The organism is Paenibacillus pasadenensis, from assembly GCF_002864175.1.
GTDB lineage: Bacteria > Bacillota > Bacilli > Paenibacillales > Paenibacillaceae > Paenibacillus_O > Paenibacillus_O pasadenensis.
Map to the genome: position 1 here is coordinate 1,425,623 of NZ_NFEZ01000004.1, position 16,837 is coordinate 1,442,459.

General features: G+C 66.0%; 11 protein-coding genes. All 11 read left to right on the forward strand.

Annotated elements, in window-relative coordinates; all coding sequences use genetic code 11:
- Positions 1 to 10: 10 nt before the first annotated feature.
- Positions 11 to 2,950, forward strand: coding sequence for an extracellular solute-binding protein (locus B8V81_RS15720; RefSeq protein ID WP_244912771.1), 2,940 nt, complete (start codon positions 11 to 13; stop codon positions 2,948 to 2,950).
- Positions 2,951 to 2,965: 15 nt separating this feature from the next.
- A complete protein-coding gene (locus B8V81_RS15725; protein WP_043111862.1) occupies positions 2,966 to 3,871 on the forward strand; it encodes a carbohydrate ABC transporter permease in 906 nt (301 codons plus the stop codon).
- 4 nt (positions 3,872 to 3,875) lie between these two features.
- Positions 3,876 to 4,742, forward strand: a complete 867-nt coding sequence (locus tag B8V81_RS15730; RefSeq protein WP_028600426.1) for a carbohydrate ABC transporter permease — start codon at positions 3,876 to 3,878, stop codon at positions 4,740 to 4,742.
- Between the two features lie 11 nt (positions 4,743 to 4,753).
- A complete protein-coding gene (locus B8V81_RS15735) occupies positions 4,754 to 6,244 on the forward strand; it encodes an NHL repeat-containing protein (protein WP_052333581.1) in 1,491 nt (496 codons plus the stop codon).
- Between the two features lie 2 nt (positions 6,245 to 6,246).
- Positions 6,247 to 6,867, forward strand: coding sequence for a Yip1 family protein (locus B8V81_RS15740; protein ID WP_028600427.1), 621 nt, complete (start codon positions 6,247 to 6,249; stop codon positions 6,865 to 6,867).
- A gap of 12 nt (positions 6,868 to 6,879) precedes the next feature.
- Entirely contained in the window at positions 6,880 to 9,462 is a 2,583-nt protein-coding gene (locus tag B8V81_RS15745) for a DUF5696 domain-containing protein (protein ID WP_244912772.1), read from the forward strand.
- Complete coding sequence (locus B8V81_RS15750) at positions 9,459 to 10,358, forward strand: carbohydrate ABC transporter permease (protein WP_028600429.1); 900 nt, start codon at positions 9,459 to 9,461, stop codon at positions 10,356 to 10,358. The genes B8V81_RS15745 and B8V81_RS15750 overlap by 4 nt, the downstream gene beginning before the upstream one ends.
- Positions 10,359 to 10,439: 81 nt before the next feature.
- Positions 10,440 to 11,405 carry a carbohydrate ABC transporter permease gene (locus B8V81_RS15755; protein ID WP_101809433.1) on the forward strand — a complete coding sequence of 322 codons (966 nt, stop codon included), beginning with the start codon at positions 10,440 to 10,442 and terminating at the stop codon, positions 11,403 to 11,405.
- 58 nt (positions 11,406 to 11,463) lie between these two features.
- The gene (locus B8V81_RS15760; RefSeq protein WP_101808704.1) at positions 11,464 to 12,528 is read left to right on the forward strand and encodes a glycosyl hydrolase; all 1,065 of its coding nucleotides are present in this window, start codon (positions 11,464 to 11,466) and stop codon (positions 12,526 to 12,528) included.
- The gene (locus B8V81_RS15765; RefSeq protein WP_101808705.1) at positions 12,525 to 15,068 is read left to right on the forward strand and encodes a beta-mannosidase; all 2,544 of its coding nucleotides are present in this window, start codon (positions 12,525 to 12,527) and stop codon (positions 15,066 to 15,068) included. Before B8V81_RS15760 ends, B8V81_RS15765 begins: the two co-directional genes overlap by 4 nt.
- Positions 15,065 to 16,762 (forward strand): cellulase family glycosylhydrolase, encoded by a 1,698-nt coding sequence (locus tag B8V81_RS25315; RefSeq protein ID WP_180968464.1) that lies wholly within the window; start codon positions 15,065 to 15,067, stop codon positions 16,760 to 16,762. Before B8V81_RS15765 ends, B8V81_RS25315 begins: the two co-directional genes overlap by 4 nt.
- Positions 16,763 to 16,837 lie beyond the last annotated feature (75 nt).

The window sequence follows — 16,837 nt, forward strand, 5'->3', positions numbered from 1 at the left end:
GAGGATTCGGGTGAACATCAGCCATCGTCGAAAAAAGAACGCCCCGGTCCGCTTGGCCGCGGCGGCGCTGAGCCTGGCGCTGCTGCTGCCGCTCGGCCTGCCCCCTGTCCGGGCGGAGCAGGCGCAGCCGCCTGACGCCACGAGCGCCGCGGCCGAGCCGTCCGCGGAGCACGGCGCGGCCGCGATGCGCGAGCGTCATTACGCGGCTTATTTGGCGGAGCACGAGGAAGCCAAGGCGCCGGGCGAAGAGATCGTCCTGCAGGCCGCCCAGGCGAGCCGCTGGGAGGGAGAGGGCTTTCGGCAGCTGCAGGACTACGAGGGGATGGACGGCGTCTCGCTGCTGACCGGCGAGTCCGGGGCGGCCGAATGGACCTTCGACGTCAAGGAGGAAGGCTTGTACCGCATCAGCCTGCTCTACTACCCGATCGAGGGCAAAAGCTCGGCGATCGAGCGCGCCTTGTCCATCGACGGGGAGCGTCCGTTCCGGGAGGCGGGCTTCCTGCAGTTCGACCGGATCTGGGACAATGTGCAGGATCAGGTGCAGCGGGACAACCAGGACAACGACCTGAGGCCGAACCAGGGCGAGGCGCCTAGGTGGAGCGAGGCGCCGTTCGCCGACTCCGACGGCTACGAGAACGAGCCGTTCCAATTTTATTTTTCCGCCGGGACGCACACGCTGCGGCTGGAGTCGACGCGCGAGCCGATGGTGATCCGCCAGCTCAGGCTGCATCAGCTGCCGTCCCCGCCGACCTACTCCGAGTGGATCGCCGAGCAGGAGAGCTCGGGACGGGCGGCGACGTCCGGCCGGCTGGTCACGGTGCAGGGAGAGGCCGCATCCGCGAAGTCGTCCCCGACGCTGTATCCCGTCAGCGAGCGGGCGAGCGCCGCGGTCACGCCGTACAGCAGCTCGAAGATCCGCATCAACGCGATCGGCGGCTACAACTGGCGCATCCCGAACCAATGGCTCGAATGGGAAATCGACGTCCCGGAAACGGGCCTGTACCGGATCGCCTTCAAGTCCAAGCAGAACTTCGTCCGCGGCATCTACTCGACCCGCAGGCTGACCATCGACGGCGTCGTGCCGTTCCGCGAGATGGAGAACGTGGCGTTCCGCTACAAGAGCGGCTACCGCATCGACGTGCTCGGCGGCGAGGAGCCGTATCTGTTCTACCTGGAAAAGGGAACGCGGACGCTGAGGCTGACCGCCTCGCTCGGCGAGTTCGCTCCGCTCATCCGCGAGGTCGAGGACAGCCTGTTCAACCTCAACGCGGCGTACCGCAGCATTCTGATGATCACGGGCAATACGCCGGACCCGTTCCGCGACTATCAGGTCGACCGCAAGATTCCCGGCTTGATGGAGTCGCTGCAGGCCGAGCGCGACCGGCTGCAGGCCGTCTCCGCTCGCATCGTCGAGCTGTCGGGAGGCTCGGGCGACCAGGAGGCGCTGCTGGACACGATGGCGGAGCAGCTCGAGTCGATGATCGGCGAGCCCGATACGATTCCGAAGCGGCTGGCCGCCTACAAGACCAATACCGGCGGCCTCGGCACCTGGGTGCAGAAGGCGCGCGAGCAGCCGCTGCAGATCGACGAGCTGTACGTCGCTTCCGCGGACGTCGAGCTTCCCCGCAAAGGAATGGGCTTCGGCGCGAAGCTGAAGCATGAGGCGCTGACGTTCCTGAGCTCGTTCTTCACCGATTACAACCAGATCGGCAACGTATCGAAGGACGACGAGCAGCGCAGCGTCACGGTATGGATCGGGAGCGGCCGCGACCAGGCCAATACGATCAAGGCGATGATCGACGAGACGTTCACGGCCGAGACCGGCATCGGGGTGAACCTGAAGCTGGTGAACATGGGCACGCTGCTGCCGGCGACGCTGGCCGGCCAAGGTCCGGACGTCGCGATGCAGATCGGCAACGACCTGCCCGTCAATTTCGCCATGCGCAACGCGGCCGAGGATCTGACCCGCTTCCCCGACTTCGAGGACGTGCGGGATCGGTTCCGCCCGAGCGCGATGGTGCCCTACAGCTATGGCGACGGGGTGTACGCCTTGCCGGAGACGCAGACGTTCAACATGCTCTTCTACCGCAAGGACGTGCTGCAGGAGCTTGGCCTCCGCGTGCCGCAGAGCTGGGAGGACGTCTCGGAGATGCTGGCGGTGCTGAGCAAGAACCATATGCAGTTCGGCCTGCCGCCCGTCGTCCAGGGGACGGTGCAGGGGGAGAACGTGCCGCCGAACTCGCTGTACGCCGCGCTGCTCTATCAGAACGGCGGCCAGTTCTATCGGAACGTCGGCCGGGAGTCCGATCTGGACTCGCGCACCGGCATCGAGACGTTCAAGGCGTGGACGGAGTTCTACACCGACTACAAGCTGGAGAAGGAATTCGACTTCGCCAACCGGTTCCGCACCGGACAGATGCCCGTCGGCATCGCCGACTATACGACCTACAACCAGCTGTCCGTCTTCGCGCCCGAGATCCGCGGCATGTGGGGCTTCGCCCCGATCCCCGGCACGCCCGGAGCCGGCGGATCGCTCGACCGCTCCGTCCCGAGCGGCGGCAGCGGCGTCGTCCTGCTGAGCAAGGCGCAGGACAAGGACGCGGCGTGGACGTTCATGAAGTGGTGGACGAGCGAACAGACGCAGACGAAGTTCGGCCGCGAGATGGAAGGGCTGATGGGAGCCGCCGCCCGCTATCCGACCGCCAACATCGCCGCGCTCGACAGCCTGCCCTGGCCGGCGGAGGACTACGCCAGCCTGAAGCGGCAGTTCGAGTGGGTGAAGGGAGTTCCCGAGGTTCCGGGCGGCTACTTCACCGGACGCCATCTGTTCAACGCCTTCTACAAGACCGTGAACGGCGGCGTGGAAGCGCGGGAATCGATCATGGACTACGTCCAATACATTCAAGACGAGATCCGGACGAAGCGCAGCGAATTCGGATTGCCTCGCTAGAGGAGGGAAGCGATCATGCAGACCTGGTGGAGCATGAAATGGAAGGAAGTCAAGACGAGCCGGCAGTCCTATGCGATGCTGGCTCCGTACATGATCCTCTTTTCGGTGTTCACCGTGCTTCCGGTGCTCATATCCATCGTACTCAGCTTCACCTATTTCAACATGCTGGAATTTCCCAAGTTCATCGGCTGGCAGAACTATACGCGCCTCTTCCTCGAGGACGACGTCTTCCTGATCGCGATGAAAAACACGCTGCTGTTCGCCGTCATCACGGGCCCGGTCAGCTACATGGCCTGCTTCGTATTCGCCTGGATCATCAACGAGCTGTCGCCGAAGCTGCGGGCGTTCATGACGCTCGTCTTCTACGCCCCGTCGATATCCGGCAACGTCTTCTTCATCTGGCTGATGATCTTCTCCGGGGACCGCTACGGCATCATGAACGGGATGCTCATGAAGCTCGGCATCCTGCTGGAGCCGATCCAATGGCTCAAGACGGAAGCCTACATCCTGCCGATCATCATCCTCGTGCAGCTGTGGCTGAGCCTCGGCACCGGCTTCCTCGCGTTCATCGCCGGCCTCCAGACCGTCGACCGCACGCTGTACGAGGCCGGGGCGGTCGACGGCATCCGCAACCGCTGGCAGGAGCTGTGGTTCATCACGCTGCCGTCGATGCGGCCGCAGCTGATGTTCGGAGCGGTCATCCAGATCACGACGGCGTTCGCCGTGGCGGACGTCTCGATCGCGCTGGCCGGATTCCCGAGCGTCAACAACGCGGCCGCGACGATCGTCACGCATCTGATGGACTTCGGCACGACGAGATACGAGATGGGCTATGCGTCCTCCATCGCGACCGTGCTGTTCCTGATCATGGTGGGAGCCAACCTGCTCGTCCAAAAACTGCTGCGCAAGGTAGGTGAGTGAGGCCGTGAACTTCTCGTTGCCGCTTCGCCGCAAGCGGGTGAACCGCTCGCTCGGAGGCACGATCTCGCTGTTCGCGCTGCTCGTGCTGTTCGGCTGCTTCATGATCCTGCCGCTCGTCTATGCCGTCAACAACGCCTTCAAGCCGCTGGACGAGATTTTCCTGTTCCCGCCGACGCTGTTCGTCCGCAATCCGACGCTCAACAATTTCGTCGACCTGTTCGCCCTGATGGGCAACTCGTGGGTGCCGTTCTCGCGCTACATCTTCAACACCGTCTTCATCACCGGCGCGGGCATCCTCGGCCATGTCGTGCTCGCCTCGGCGGCGGCGTACCCGCTCGCCAAGCATAAGTTTCCCGGCAAGAAGGCGATGTTCGGCATCGTCGTCCTGTCCCTGATGTTCACGCCTGCCGTAACGGCCATCCCCAACTACATGATCCTGTCGTGGCTGGGCCTGATCGACACGTACTGGGCCGTCATCGTGCCGGCGTTCGCCTACTCGCTCGGCCTGTACCTGATGAAGCAGTTCATGGAGCAGATCCCGGATTCGCTGCTGGAGGCCGCCAAGATCGACGGCGCGAGCGAATACCGCATCTTCTGGACGATCGTCATGCCGAACGTCAAGCCGGCCTGGCTGACGCTCGTCATCCTCCAGTTCCAGATTCTGTGGGGGACGGACGGCAACGGCTTCATCTACAGCGAGCAGCTCAAGTCGCTGCATTTCGCGGCGGGCCAGATCGTCGCCGGCGGCATCGCGCGCGCCGGAGCGGCGGCCGCGGTCGCGCTCATCCTCATGAGCGTGCCGATCACGATGTTCATCTTCTCCCAGAGCCGGATCATCGAGACGATGGCCACCTCGGGAATGAAGGATTAGGAGGGAAGTCCATGAAACTCCATGCGTGCCTGCTCTCGCTGTCGGCGGCGGCGCTGCTGGCGCTCGGCCTTCCCGGCCCGGCCTTCGCCGAGTCGGCGCCGTACGAGAGCTACAATTACGACTCCTGGAGCGACGCGGTGCCGGCTCCGGCCGCCTACTTGCCGGAGAAGAGCGTGAGCGGCGCCGACCTCGGCGTCGGCGATTTCGTCGAGCCGAGCGACATCGCCGTATCCGCCCGCGGCCTGCTCTACATCGTCGACAGCGGCAATGCCCGGATCGTCGTCGTGGACGGGGACTGGCGGGTGAAGTCCGTCATCGACCGCTTCGAGCGGGACGGACAGCCGGACGGCTTCAGCAATCCGACGGGCCTGTACGTGGACGAGGCCGAGCAGCTCTATGTCGCGGATTCCGGCCATTCCCGGATCGTGGTGCTCGGCGCCGACGGAGCCTTCATCCGGACGATCGAGAAGCCGAGCTCCGACATCCTGCCCGACGGATTCGCCTTCACGCCGCTGAAGGTGGCCGTCGACAAGGCCGGGCGCGTCTATGTCGTCGCCAAGGGCATTTTCGAGGGCATCATGCAGTTCGACGGCAGCGGAGCGTTCATCGGCTATGTCGGCACGAACAAGGTGTCTCCGGACTATGCGGAATATTTCTGGAGGATGCTCTCGACCAAGGCGCAGAAAGCCCAGATGGTGCTGTTCGTCCCGACGGAATTTTCCAATCTCGACATGGACGGCAAAGGCTTCCTGTTCGCGACGAACATCGACCCCGGCTCGCGCGAGCCGATCAAGCGGCTCAACCCGTCCGGGGACGACGTGCTCAAGCGCTTCGGCTACTTCGACGTAGCCGGGGATATCCGGTACCGCTCGGCGGTGGGGCCGTCGCGGATGATCGACGTGAACGTGCGCGAGAGCGGCCTCTACAGCGTGCTGGACTCCAGCCAGGGCAAGGTGTTCACCTACGACCATGAAGGCAATCTGCTCTACATCTACGGCGGCAAGGGCAGCCAGCGCGGCACGGTCAAGACGCCGGCGGCGATCGAGCAGCTCGGCGACCGGCAGCTCGTGCTGGACCGCGGCCGGGCGAGCATCGAGGTGTATGCCCCGACGAGGTACGGCAGCGCCGTCAACAAGGCGGCCGGGCTGCACTACACCGGCGACGAGCGGCAGGCGGTTCCCGCCTGGAAGGAAGTGCTGAAGCTGAACGCCAACTTCGACCTCGCCTACATCGGCATCGGCAAGTCGCTGCTGATGGAGCGCAAGAACAAGGAAGCGATGACGTACTTCGAGCTCGGCATGGACCGCGACTCCTACTCGGTCGCCTTCAAGCGATATCGGCGCGAGGTGATGAAGGAGCACTTCGGCACGGCGCTGACGATTCTGCTCGCCGCCGTCGCCGCGTACGCGCTCTGGCGGCTGGCCGGGCGCAGGCTGCTGCGCGGCGGACGGTCCGCCGGACCGCCGCCGCCATGGACTTCATCGAAAGCGAAGGAGGGCTGAGCATGAAGCGAAGCGACCTGTCTTTTCCGCTGCATCTCATCGTGCATCCGTTCGACGGCTATTGGGATCTCAAATATGACGGCCGCGGCCGCGTCCGGATCGCGCTGATCGTGCTCGGCCTCGTCGTCGTCTCCACGATCGTGCAGAGCCAGTATGCCGGATTCCTGGTCAACTACAACGATCCCCGGCAGCTCAACAGCATCGTCCAGCTGCTGACGATCGTCGTGCCCTTTTTCCTCTGGTGCGTCTCCAACTGGTCGATCACGACGCTTCTGGACGGGGAAGGGAAATTCAAGGAGATCGTCATGGCGACGGGCTACGCGCTCGTGCCGATGGCGCTGATCTACCTGCCGATGACCGTCGCCAGCCGCTTCATGGTGATGGAGGAGACGGCCTTCTATTACCTGATGCTGTCCGTCGCCTCCCTATGGTTCGTGGCGCTGCTGTTCGTCGGCACGATGACCGTGCATCAATACACGGCGCTCAAGACGATCGTGACGATGGCGCTGACGGTCGCCGTCATGGGCATCATCGTTTTCCTCGGCACGCTGGTCGCGAGCATGGCGCAGCAGATGATCGAGTTCGTCGTCAACATCTATCGGGAATTGTCTTTCCGCACTTAAGGGGGCGCAGCTGTGAAAAAACCGAAGAGAACAACGGCGGCCTGGATCGGAGGCGCCGTCTGCGTCGCGGCCGCCTGCGCCGTCCTGCTGCTCGGCGACCGGGGGGCGAAGGCGGTGCCGGCCTCGGCCTACGCGGACGTCGCCGCGCCGCTGGAGGCGGGAGCGGAGCTGAAGGCTCTGCCCGACGCCACGGACGGCGTGCCCGGCATGATCCTGGCGGCCGAATCCGACCGGCTCTCCTTGTACTACGACATGGAGACGACCGAGATCGCCGTCAAGGACAAGCGGCAAGGAGACGTCTGGTACAGCAATCCGCCCGAGCGCGAGTCCGACGCCAAGGCTTCGGGCTTCGAGAAGGAGCTGCTCTCCTCGCAGCTGTCCGTCTCGTTCCGCGATTCCGTCGGCACGCTGGAAACCTATACGAACTTCGCCCAGAGCATCTCCTCCAAGCAGTTCAAGGCGGAAGCGATTCCGGGCGGCCTGCGGGTCGTCTATACGATCGGCGACACGTCGCTCGGCGTCGACGCGCTGCCTCGGCTCATCACCAAGGCCCGGCTGGAGGAGAAGGTGCTCTCCAAGCTCGACAGCTCCTCCGCCAAGCACGTCGAGAAGCGCTATTATCCGACCGAGGCCGATCCCGAGCTGCTGGAGCGCCTCGACGCCCAGGTTTCCAAGCCGCTCGTGCTGAGCAAGATGACCGAGGCGTTCGAGAAGGCCGGCTACACGCCGGACGATCTCGCGGCCGACAACGCGGCCGCCGGCATCGAGGGCGGAGCCGCCTCGACCAAGCCGAACTTCACCGTGCCGCTGGAATACCGCCTGGACGGCGGCTCGCTGCGGGCGACCGTGCCGATGGGCCGGGTGGAGGAGGGCGCCGGCTATCAGATCCGCAGCCTCGACGTGCTTCCTTTTTTCGGCGCGGCCGGCAGCGGGGAGCAGGGCTACATGCTCGTGCCCGACGGCTCGGGCAGCCTCATCCATCTGAACAACGGCAAGGTGAAGGAAGAGCAGTACGTGCAGCGCATCTACGGCATGGACCCGAACGACAACAGCTGGCGGCGCGGCCAGGTGAGCCAGAGCGCGCGCATGCCTGTGTTCGGCCTGAAGGCGGGTAACGCGGCGTGGCTCGCGACGATCGAGCAGGGCGACGCGCTCGCGAGCGTCGCGGCCGACATCAGCGGCAAGAAGAACAGCTACAACTTCGTCCACAGCCGCTTCCACGTCCGCGGCGAGGACGTGCTGGAGCTGTACACCGGCAACAAGGTCCAGGAGATCCAGCTGCTGAACGACCGGCTTCATCGGGGAGACCTCACGGTCCGCTACAGCTTCCTCGACCATGACGCCGCCAGCTATTCCGGGATGGCGGCCGAGTACCGCTCGCAGCTGCAGGCGTCCGGCGTCCTGCAGCCGCTGCAGGAGCAGGGGAGCCTTCCCTTCTACCTGGACATTCTCGGCGCGGTCGACAAGCGGAAGTCGTTCCTCGGCGTGCCGTACCGCTCGCTCGTGACGATGACGACGTTCGAGCAGGCGGGAAGCATCGCCGAGCAGCTGAAGCAGCTCGGCGCGAGCCGCGTCCTGATGCGCTACGAGGGCTGGTCCAGCGGCGGCGCCGAGCACGGCTCCCCGGACTCGCTCCGGGCCGCGGGCGGCCTCGGGGGAGAGCGCGGCCTCAAGGCGCTGCGCCAGCAGCTGGAGAGCCAGGGCGGCCTGCTGTTCCCGGACACGGCCTTCCAGCGGATCTACCGGGACGACGGGGGCTTCAAGCCTTCCGCGGACGCGGCGCGCTTCGTCACCCGCGAGCAGGCGGAGCTGTATCCGTACAACCGTGCGCTGAGCCGGATGGACATGACGCTCGGCTCCTTCTACCTGCTGTCGCCGACGAAGCTTCCTTCCTACGTGGACGCCTTCCTCGCCGGCTTCAAGCGGCAGGACGCCGCCTCCGGAGTCGCCTTGCGCGATCTGGGCGACGTGCTCGCCTCGGATTACCGGGAGGGGCGGGTCGTGCAGCGGGAGGCGGCCAAGACGATCGTGGAGCGGGAGCTCGGCAAGATCTCCGGCAGCGTCGGCCGGACGCTGCTCGTCGGCGGCAACGCGTACGCCTGGAAGGACGCCGACCATCTCGTCGACGTGCCGACGGGCTCCAGCGGCTTCGTCCTCACCGACGAGGAGGTGCCGTTCTACCAGATGGTCGTCCACGGCTCCATTCCCTACGCCGGGCAGGCGTGGAACCTGGCCGACGAGCAGGACATGCGCAAGCAGCTGCTGCGCTCGCTGGAGCTGGGAGCGGCTCCGCGCTTCTATTTGTCGCATGAGCCGTCGTCCAAGCTGAAGTTCACCTCGTTCGACGCCCGCTTCTCCTCGGAGAGCGGCCTCTGGCTGAAGGAAGCCGCCGCGCTCTATCTCGAAGCCGACAAGGCGCTCGCGCCGGTGCAGAACGACGTCATCGCCGAGCATGTCCGCCATCCCGGCGGGGTCGTGGAGGTGCGTTACGCCAAGGGCACGACGTTCCTGATCAACTATTCGGATCAGCCGCAGACCGTGAACGGGCGGACGCTCGCGCCCGAAAGCTACTGGATCGGAGGGAAGGCCTCATGAGAATGGCACCGCTGTCGCTGGCCCGCAAGCGCTCCTTGCTCGGGCTCGCGTTCATCGCGCCCTGGCTGCTCGGCTTCGCGTTCCTGTTCGCGGCTCCCCTGCTGCAGTCGATCCGCTTCAGCCTCAGCAAGCTGACGGTCGAGCCGGGCGGCTACGCGCTGCAGTCGGTCGGCCTGGACAATTTCCGGAATGCGCTGTTCGTCGACGCCTCGTTCAACCGGATCCTCACGCAATCGGTCGCCGAGATGGCGCTGAACGTGCCGATGATCCTGTTCTTCAGCCTGTTCTCCGCGACGCTGCTGAACCAGAGGTTCCGGGGCCGGGCGCTGGCGAGGGCGGTGTTCTTCCTGCCCGTCATCCTCGCCTCGAGCGCGATCTCCGCGGCGGAGGCGTCCGGCCTGATCAACCTCGTCGGCGATGCGACGGCCGTGAACGAGATGGCCGGGTCCAGCTCGTCCTACAACGCGATGTCGATGGTCATGCTGCTCGGCGACGCGGGGCTGCCCGACGCCTTCGCCGACTATATCGTCAGCGCCATCCTGCGCATCTACGACATCATCACGAGCTCCGGCGTGCAGATCCTGATCTTCCTCGCCGCGCTCCAGTCGGTGCCGTCGGCGATGTACGAGGTCGCCAAGATGGAAGGCGCGACCGCGTACGAATCGTTCTGGAAGATCACCTTTCCGCTCGTGAGCCCGCTCATCCTGACGAACGTCATCTATACGATCATCGATTCCTTCAGCGGCAGCGCCGTCACGGACACGATCTTCAAGACGGCGTTCACGACGCAGAACTTCGGCTTGAGCGCGGCCATGTCGTGGATCTACACCGTCATCGTCGGCATCATCCTGGCCGTCATCGGCTGGACGCTGTCCCGCAAGGTCCACTACGACTGACCGAATAGAAGGAGGAGGAAACCGATGCAGGCAATGCCCGAGGCCGCTCCCGCCGCGGCCGAACCGTCCCGGAGCCCAAACATGCGGCTGCAGAAGGCGGGGAAGAAGTCGGCCGACATGCTGTACGTCCTGTTCCGCTACCTGCTGCTTGCGGGAATCTCGTTCATCATTCTCTACCCGCTGCTCATGAAGGTGTCGATCGCCTTCAAGGACAAGGCGGACATCTACAACCCGACGATCTACATGATTCCCGTGCACTTCACGCTCGACAACATCCGCATGGCGGCCCAGATCCTCGACTACGCGCCGCTGCTCGGGAATACGCTGCTGTTCGCCGCGGCGACGACGGCGCTGACGGCGGCCTCCTGCGCCCTCGCCGGATACGGCTTCGCCCGCTTCCCGTTCCCGGGCAGCAGCGTCCTGTTCGGGCTGGTCATCCTGACGATCCTCGTGCCGACCGGCACGCTGATGGTGCCGATGTACCTGAACTTCCGCAGCTTCGACCCGCTCGGCCTCGTCCAGCTGCTGACGGGCAAGCCGGGCTTCAACCTGCTCAACACATACTGGCCCTCGCTGATCGCCTCGGCGACGGCGATCGGGCTCAAGGCGGGGCTGTTCATCTACATCTTCCGCCAGTTCTTCAAGGGCATGCCCAAGGAGATCGAGGAGGCCGCCCTCATCGACGGCGCGGGCGGGCTGCGCACGTTCGCCAGCATCATGATGCCGAACGCGGTTCCGCCGCTCATTACCGTCGTGCTGTTCAGCTTCGTCTGGCAGTACAACGACACGTTCTTCACCTCGCTGTTCATGAACGAGCTGAAGCTGATGCCGACCAAGATCAGCACGCTCGCCGCGCAGGCGAACATGCTGATCCCGGGCATGCTGGGCACGTCCGCCGGCGGGGGAGCGGTCAAGGCCGATCCGAACCATGTGGCGATGATCATCGACACCGGCATCCTGCTCGCGATCCTTCCGCTCGTGCTGCTTTATCTCGCCGTGCAGCGCTATTTCGTCGAGAGCGTCGAGCGCAGCGGCATCATCGGCTGACCCGCCCCGGCGCTTGCCGGCGGCAGCCGAATCCAGACTTGGCAAGGAGGAAGGAACGATGGAACAGCTACGCGACTCCCGGTTCGGCGGGCAGGGCATGGCCGATCGCGACGCCGGAGACGGCGCTCGGCGGCTCATGGCCTTCCTGAGGGACCAGTACGGCCGCAGATGCTTGACCGGCCAGCAGATCGGCGTCGCCTCGACGCCGGAGCTGGACCTCATCCGCGAGACGACGGGGCATTATCCCGCGATCGGCGGGTTCGACTTCATGGACTACTCTCCGTCCCGCACGGAACGGGGATCGTCCGGCAAGGACACGGAGCTCGCCATCGACTGGTGGCGGAGCGGAGGCATCGTCACGTTCTGCTGGCATTGGAACGCGCCGCAGGATCTGATCGACGAGCCGCCGGACAAGAGCTGGAGCAGCGGCTTCTATACGAAGGCGACGACGTTCGATCTGGCGCGGGCGCTGGCCGACGAGGACTCCGACGGCTACCGGCTGCTCCTGCGCGACATCGACGAGATCGCGGTCCAGCTGGCGAAGCTGCAGGAGGCCGGCGTGCCGGTGCTGTGGCGGCCGCTGCACGAGGCGTCCGGCGGCTGGTTCTGGTGGGGGGCGTCCGGCCCCGAGGCGTGCATCGCCCTGTGGAACCTGATGTTCCGGCGGCTGACCGGCCTGCATGGCCTCCACAACCTGATCTGGGTGTGGAACGGACAGCATGCGGACTGGTACCCGGGCGACGAGACGGTGGACATCATCGGCGAGGACATCTATCCGCCGGCGCGCAGCCACGAGTCGCAGGCGGGCCGGTACCGGCTCGCCCGATCGTTCTCCGCGGAGGACAAAATCGTCGCGATGACGGAAAACGGCGCGCTGCCGGACCTCGACGCGATGGCCGCCGAAGGCGCGCTCTGGGCGTGGATCTGCACCTGGTACGGGGAGTACGTCTATGAGCGGGGCGGCGAGGACGGCCGCATCGCCTACTCCGGCAAGCATACCGAGGCGGAGCGCCTGCGGGCCTTTTACGCCCATCCGCTCGCCCTCTCCCGCGACCAGCTGCCCGACCTGGCCTCCTATCCGCTCGCCGGCGAGCTCCGCGCGGCCGAGGGAGGGCGGGCATGACGGCATCTGTCCTTCGTTTTCGCCAATGGATGTTCAAGTCGAGCGGCAGCGACGAATGGATGCCGGCCGTCGTTCCCGGCTGCGTGCATGCCGACCTGCTGCGCAACCGCGTCATCGCCGATCCGTTCGGCTCCGACAACGAGCGCGAGCTGCAATGGATCGACAAGCTGGACTGGGACTACGAGACGAGGTTCGACGTTCCGGCGGAGATGCTGCTGCTGCCGAGCCTCGAGCTGGAGTTCGACGGGCTGGACACGTATGCGGACGTGAGCCTCAACGGCAGGCCGGTGCTCTCGGCGGACAACATGTTCCGCCGCTGGAGCGCCGACGTCAAGGGCATCGCGGCGGAAAAGGACAATGTGCTCCGCGTCGTCTTCCGCTCGCCGGTCCGCGAGGACCTGCCGAAGCTCCAGGCGCTCGGCATCGCCCTGCCCGCGGCCAACGACCAGTCGGAGCTCGGCGGCCTCGGCGACGACAAGATCAGCGTGTTCGCCCGCAAGGCGCCGTACCACTACGGCTGGGACTGGGGACCGCGCTTCGTCACGAGCGGAATCTGGCGAGAGGCCCGGCTGGCCGGCTGGAGAGGCAGCCGCATCGCCGACTTCTTCATCCGCCAGGACGAGATCACGGCGCAGACGGCCCGGCTGACGGCGCAGGTCGAGGTGCGCACGCTGGCCGCATGCGCCGCCGTCCTGCGCATCAGCGAGGGCGGGCGCCGCTGGGAGCGGCAGGTGGAGCTGCGGCCGGGGACCGACGTCCTGTCGGTGGAGCTGGAGCTCGAGCAGCCGCGGCTCTGGTGGTGCCGCGGCCTCGGGAAGCCCGAGCGCCATGCCTTCAAGGCGGAGCTGCTCCGGCTGGACGACGGGGAGCCGATCGACGAGGCGACGGTCGTGACGGGACTGCGCACGGTCCGTCTGAATACGGAGCGGGACGAGCGCGGAAGCCGCTTCGTGCTGGAGCTGAACGGCGTGCCGGTGTTCGCCAAGGGGGCCAACCACATCCCGCATGACAGCTTCCCGTCCGAGGTGCCGGTGGAGAAGTACCGGGCCGAGGTCGAGGCGGCCGCGGAATGCGGCATGAACATGCTGCGGGTATGGGGAGGCGGGCTGTACGAGGACTCGGCGTTTTACGACCTGTGCGACGAGCATGGCCTGATGGTGTGGCAGGACTTCATGTTCGCCTGCAGCATGTATCCGTCCGACGACGCCTTCCTCGCAAGCGTGGCGGCGGAGGCGGAGGACAACCTCAAGCGGCTGAGGCGCCATCCCAGCCTTGTGCTGTGGTGCGGCAACAACGAGATCGACTCCGCCTGGTCGCAGTACGACGAGCAGGGAGGCTGGGGGTGGAAGGGCCGCTTCTCGGCGGAGCAGCGGAGCGCGATCTGGAGCGGCTACGAGAAGCTGTTCCATGTCCTGCTGCCCCGGGCGGTCGAGGCGTTCTCTCCGGGAGTGCCGTACTGGCCGTCGTCCCCGCTCGCCCGGCTGTCCGGCGACGCCGGCCAGCACGGGCATGCCGATGCCGGCGAGGGCGACGTCCATTACTGGGGCGTGTGGCACGGCATGGAGCCGTTCGAGGCGTTCCGCGGCAACGTCGGACGGTTCATGAGCGAATACGGCTTCCAGTCGTTCCCGCAGCTGTCGACGATCCGAACCTATGCGGAGGAGAGCGAGCTGGAGCTGGAGTCGAGGCCGATGCTCGCGCATCAGAAGCATGGCGGCGGCAACCAGCGGATCCGGCATTTCATGAACCTTTACATGAGCGAGCCCAAGGACTTTCCGTCGTTCGTGTATCGGAGCCAGGTGCTGCAGGCCGAGGCGATGAAGGAGGCGATGGAGGCCCACCGGCGCGCCAAGCCTTATTGCATGGGCAGCCTGTACTGGCAGATGAACGACTGCTGGCCGGCGGCCTCCTGGTCGGGCATCGATTATTTCGGCCATTGGAAAGCGCTCCAGTATCAGGCGAAGCGCAGCTTCCGGGAGACGCTCCTCTCGTTCGGCGACAGCGGAGGCTTGCGTTCCCTGCATGCGGTGACCGACCGTCCCGGCGGCGTCCGCGGGAGGCTGACGCTGCGGCTGCTGGAGTTCGACGGCACGGAGCGGCGCCGCGAGGCCATGGAGGTGCGGCTGGACGAGGCCGGCTCCTCCGTCCTGCTGGCTTTTCGGGACGAGGATTGGCTCGGCGGGCTGCCGGCGGACTCCGCCGTGCTCGTCGCCGCCCTCGAAGAGGACGGAGGGGCGCCGCTTGCGGAGGCGTGGCATTATTTCGTCCCGCTCAAGCAGCAGCGGCTGGAGCGGCCGCGCATCGCCGTCACCGAGGCGGAGGACGGAAGCTGGACCGTCTCGTCCGATACGCTGGCGCGGCAGGTGCGGCTGGCGGCGGAGCAGGCCGGACGGTTCTCGGACAATTTCTTCGACGTGCTGCCGGGCCTGCCGAGGACGGTATCGTTCCACGGCGCCTCGGGGCAGCCGGCCCGGCCCGGCCGCATCTCCTGGATGTCCATGCAGGACACCGGAGCGGACCGGATCGAAGGCGGCTCATGAAGGCATACCACAAGCGATGGGCTGCCGCGATGCTGGGACTGGCGGCCGCAGCGGCCGTCTGCGCCGTCCTGGCGGCGATGCTGGTCAAGCCCGAAAAGGAGATGGCGATGGACGATTATGTGAAGCGCATGCAGCCCGGGTGGAATTTGGGCAATACGTTCGATGCGATCGGAGACGAGACTTCATGGGGCAATCCGCGGACGACGAAGGATCTCGTCGAGGCGGTGGCCGGCCAGGGCTACCGGAGCCTGCGGCTGCCGGTCACCTGGTTCCACCGGACCGGGCCGGGGCCGGAATACCGGATCGATCCCGCTTTTCTGGACCGCATCCAGGAAGTCGTCGATTGGTCGCTCGGCGCGGACCTGCTCGTCATGCTCAACCTGCATCATGATTCCGGCGAGTGGATCAAGGACATGCAAAGCAACCCCGACGAGGTGAAGGCCCGCTACGAGGCGCTCTGGCGGCAGATCGCGGAGCGGTTCCGCGGCTATCCCGAGCAGCTGATGTTCGAGAGCGTCAACGAGCCGCGCTTCTCGGACGACTGGAACAAGGACGATCCCGCGTACTTCGCGATGCTCGACGAGCTGAACGTGGCCTTCCATGAAATCGTGCGCGGCTCGGGAGGAGGCAACTCGCGGCGGCCGCTCGTCCTCTCGTCGATGACGGCCAGCGCGTCGCAGGCGAGGCTGGACGAGCTGCTGCGGACGATGCGCAAGATGGAGGACGAGCGGCTGATCGCGACGATCCACTATTACGGCTACTATCCGTTCAGCGTCAATCTCGGCGGAGCGACGACGTTCGACGAACGGGCGAGGCGCGACCTGGAGGAGACGTTCGACCGCGTGGCGGCGACCTTCTCTCCCGCCGGCATCCCCGTCGTGCTCGGCGAGTTCGGCCTGCTCGGGTTCGACAAGTCGCTGGACACGGTGCAGCAGGGGGAGAAGCTCAAGTATTTCGAGCATCTGGCGTACTACGCCCGCGAGAAAGGCTTCGCGACGATGCTGTGGGACAACGGCCAGCATTTCAACCGCCTGACGCGCAGCTGGTCGGACGCCCGGCTGCGGGAGACGATGGTCGCCGGCTGGACCGGCCGCTCCTCCACGACGTCGCCCGACACCGTGTACATGCAGGCCGGCGAGCCGGCGGCGGAAGCCGTGCTGCAGCTCGATCTGAACGGCAACCGGCTGCAGGCGGTCGCCGCGGGAGAGAGGACGCTGAAGGAAGGCGCCGACTACACGGCGGAGGACGGCCAGCTGAAGCTGTCGGCGGCGCTGCTCTCGTCGCTCGTCGGCGGCCAGGCCGGCGATGTCGCCCGGCTGACGCTGTCGTTCAGCGGCGGAGCGGACTGGGACGTGTTTGTCGCCGTCGTCTCGCAGCCCGTGGCCCAGGATTCGACCGGCTCGATCGAGGGGCTGGCGATTCCGGTCGCGTTTGGCGGCGAGCGGCTGTCGACGCTGGAGGCCGAGTATGAGGACGGAGGCGTGCCGGGGCCGGGCGAGTGGACTCCGTTCAAGGAGTACGGCCTGGCGTTCGCGCCCTCCTATCCGACGGGCGACATCATGCTCAAGAAGCCGCTGCTGGAATCGCTGCAGGAGGGGCGCAAGGTCCGGCTTCGCCTGCATTTCGGGAGCGGCGCCGTGCTGAGCTACAGCATCGTGCGCGCAGGCTCCAAGATCGAAGGAAAGGCGGGCTGAGCCCGCCGGGGAACGGCCGCTCTCAAAGAAAGCGCCTTCCCGCATCGTCCCTTTCGGTAGACAGGGCGGCGAAAG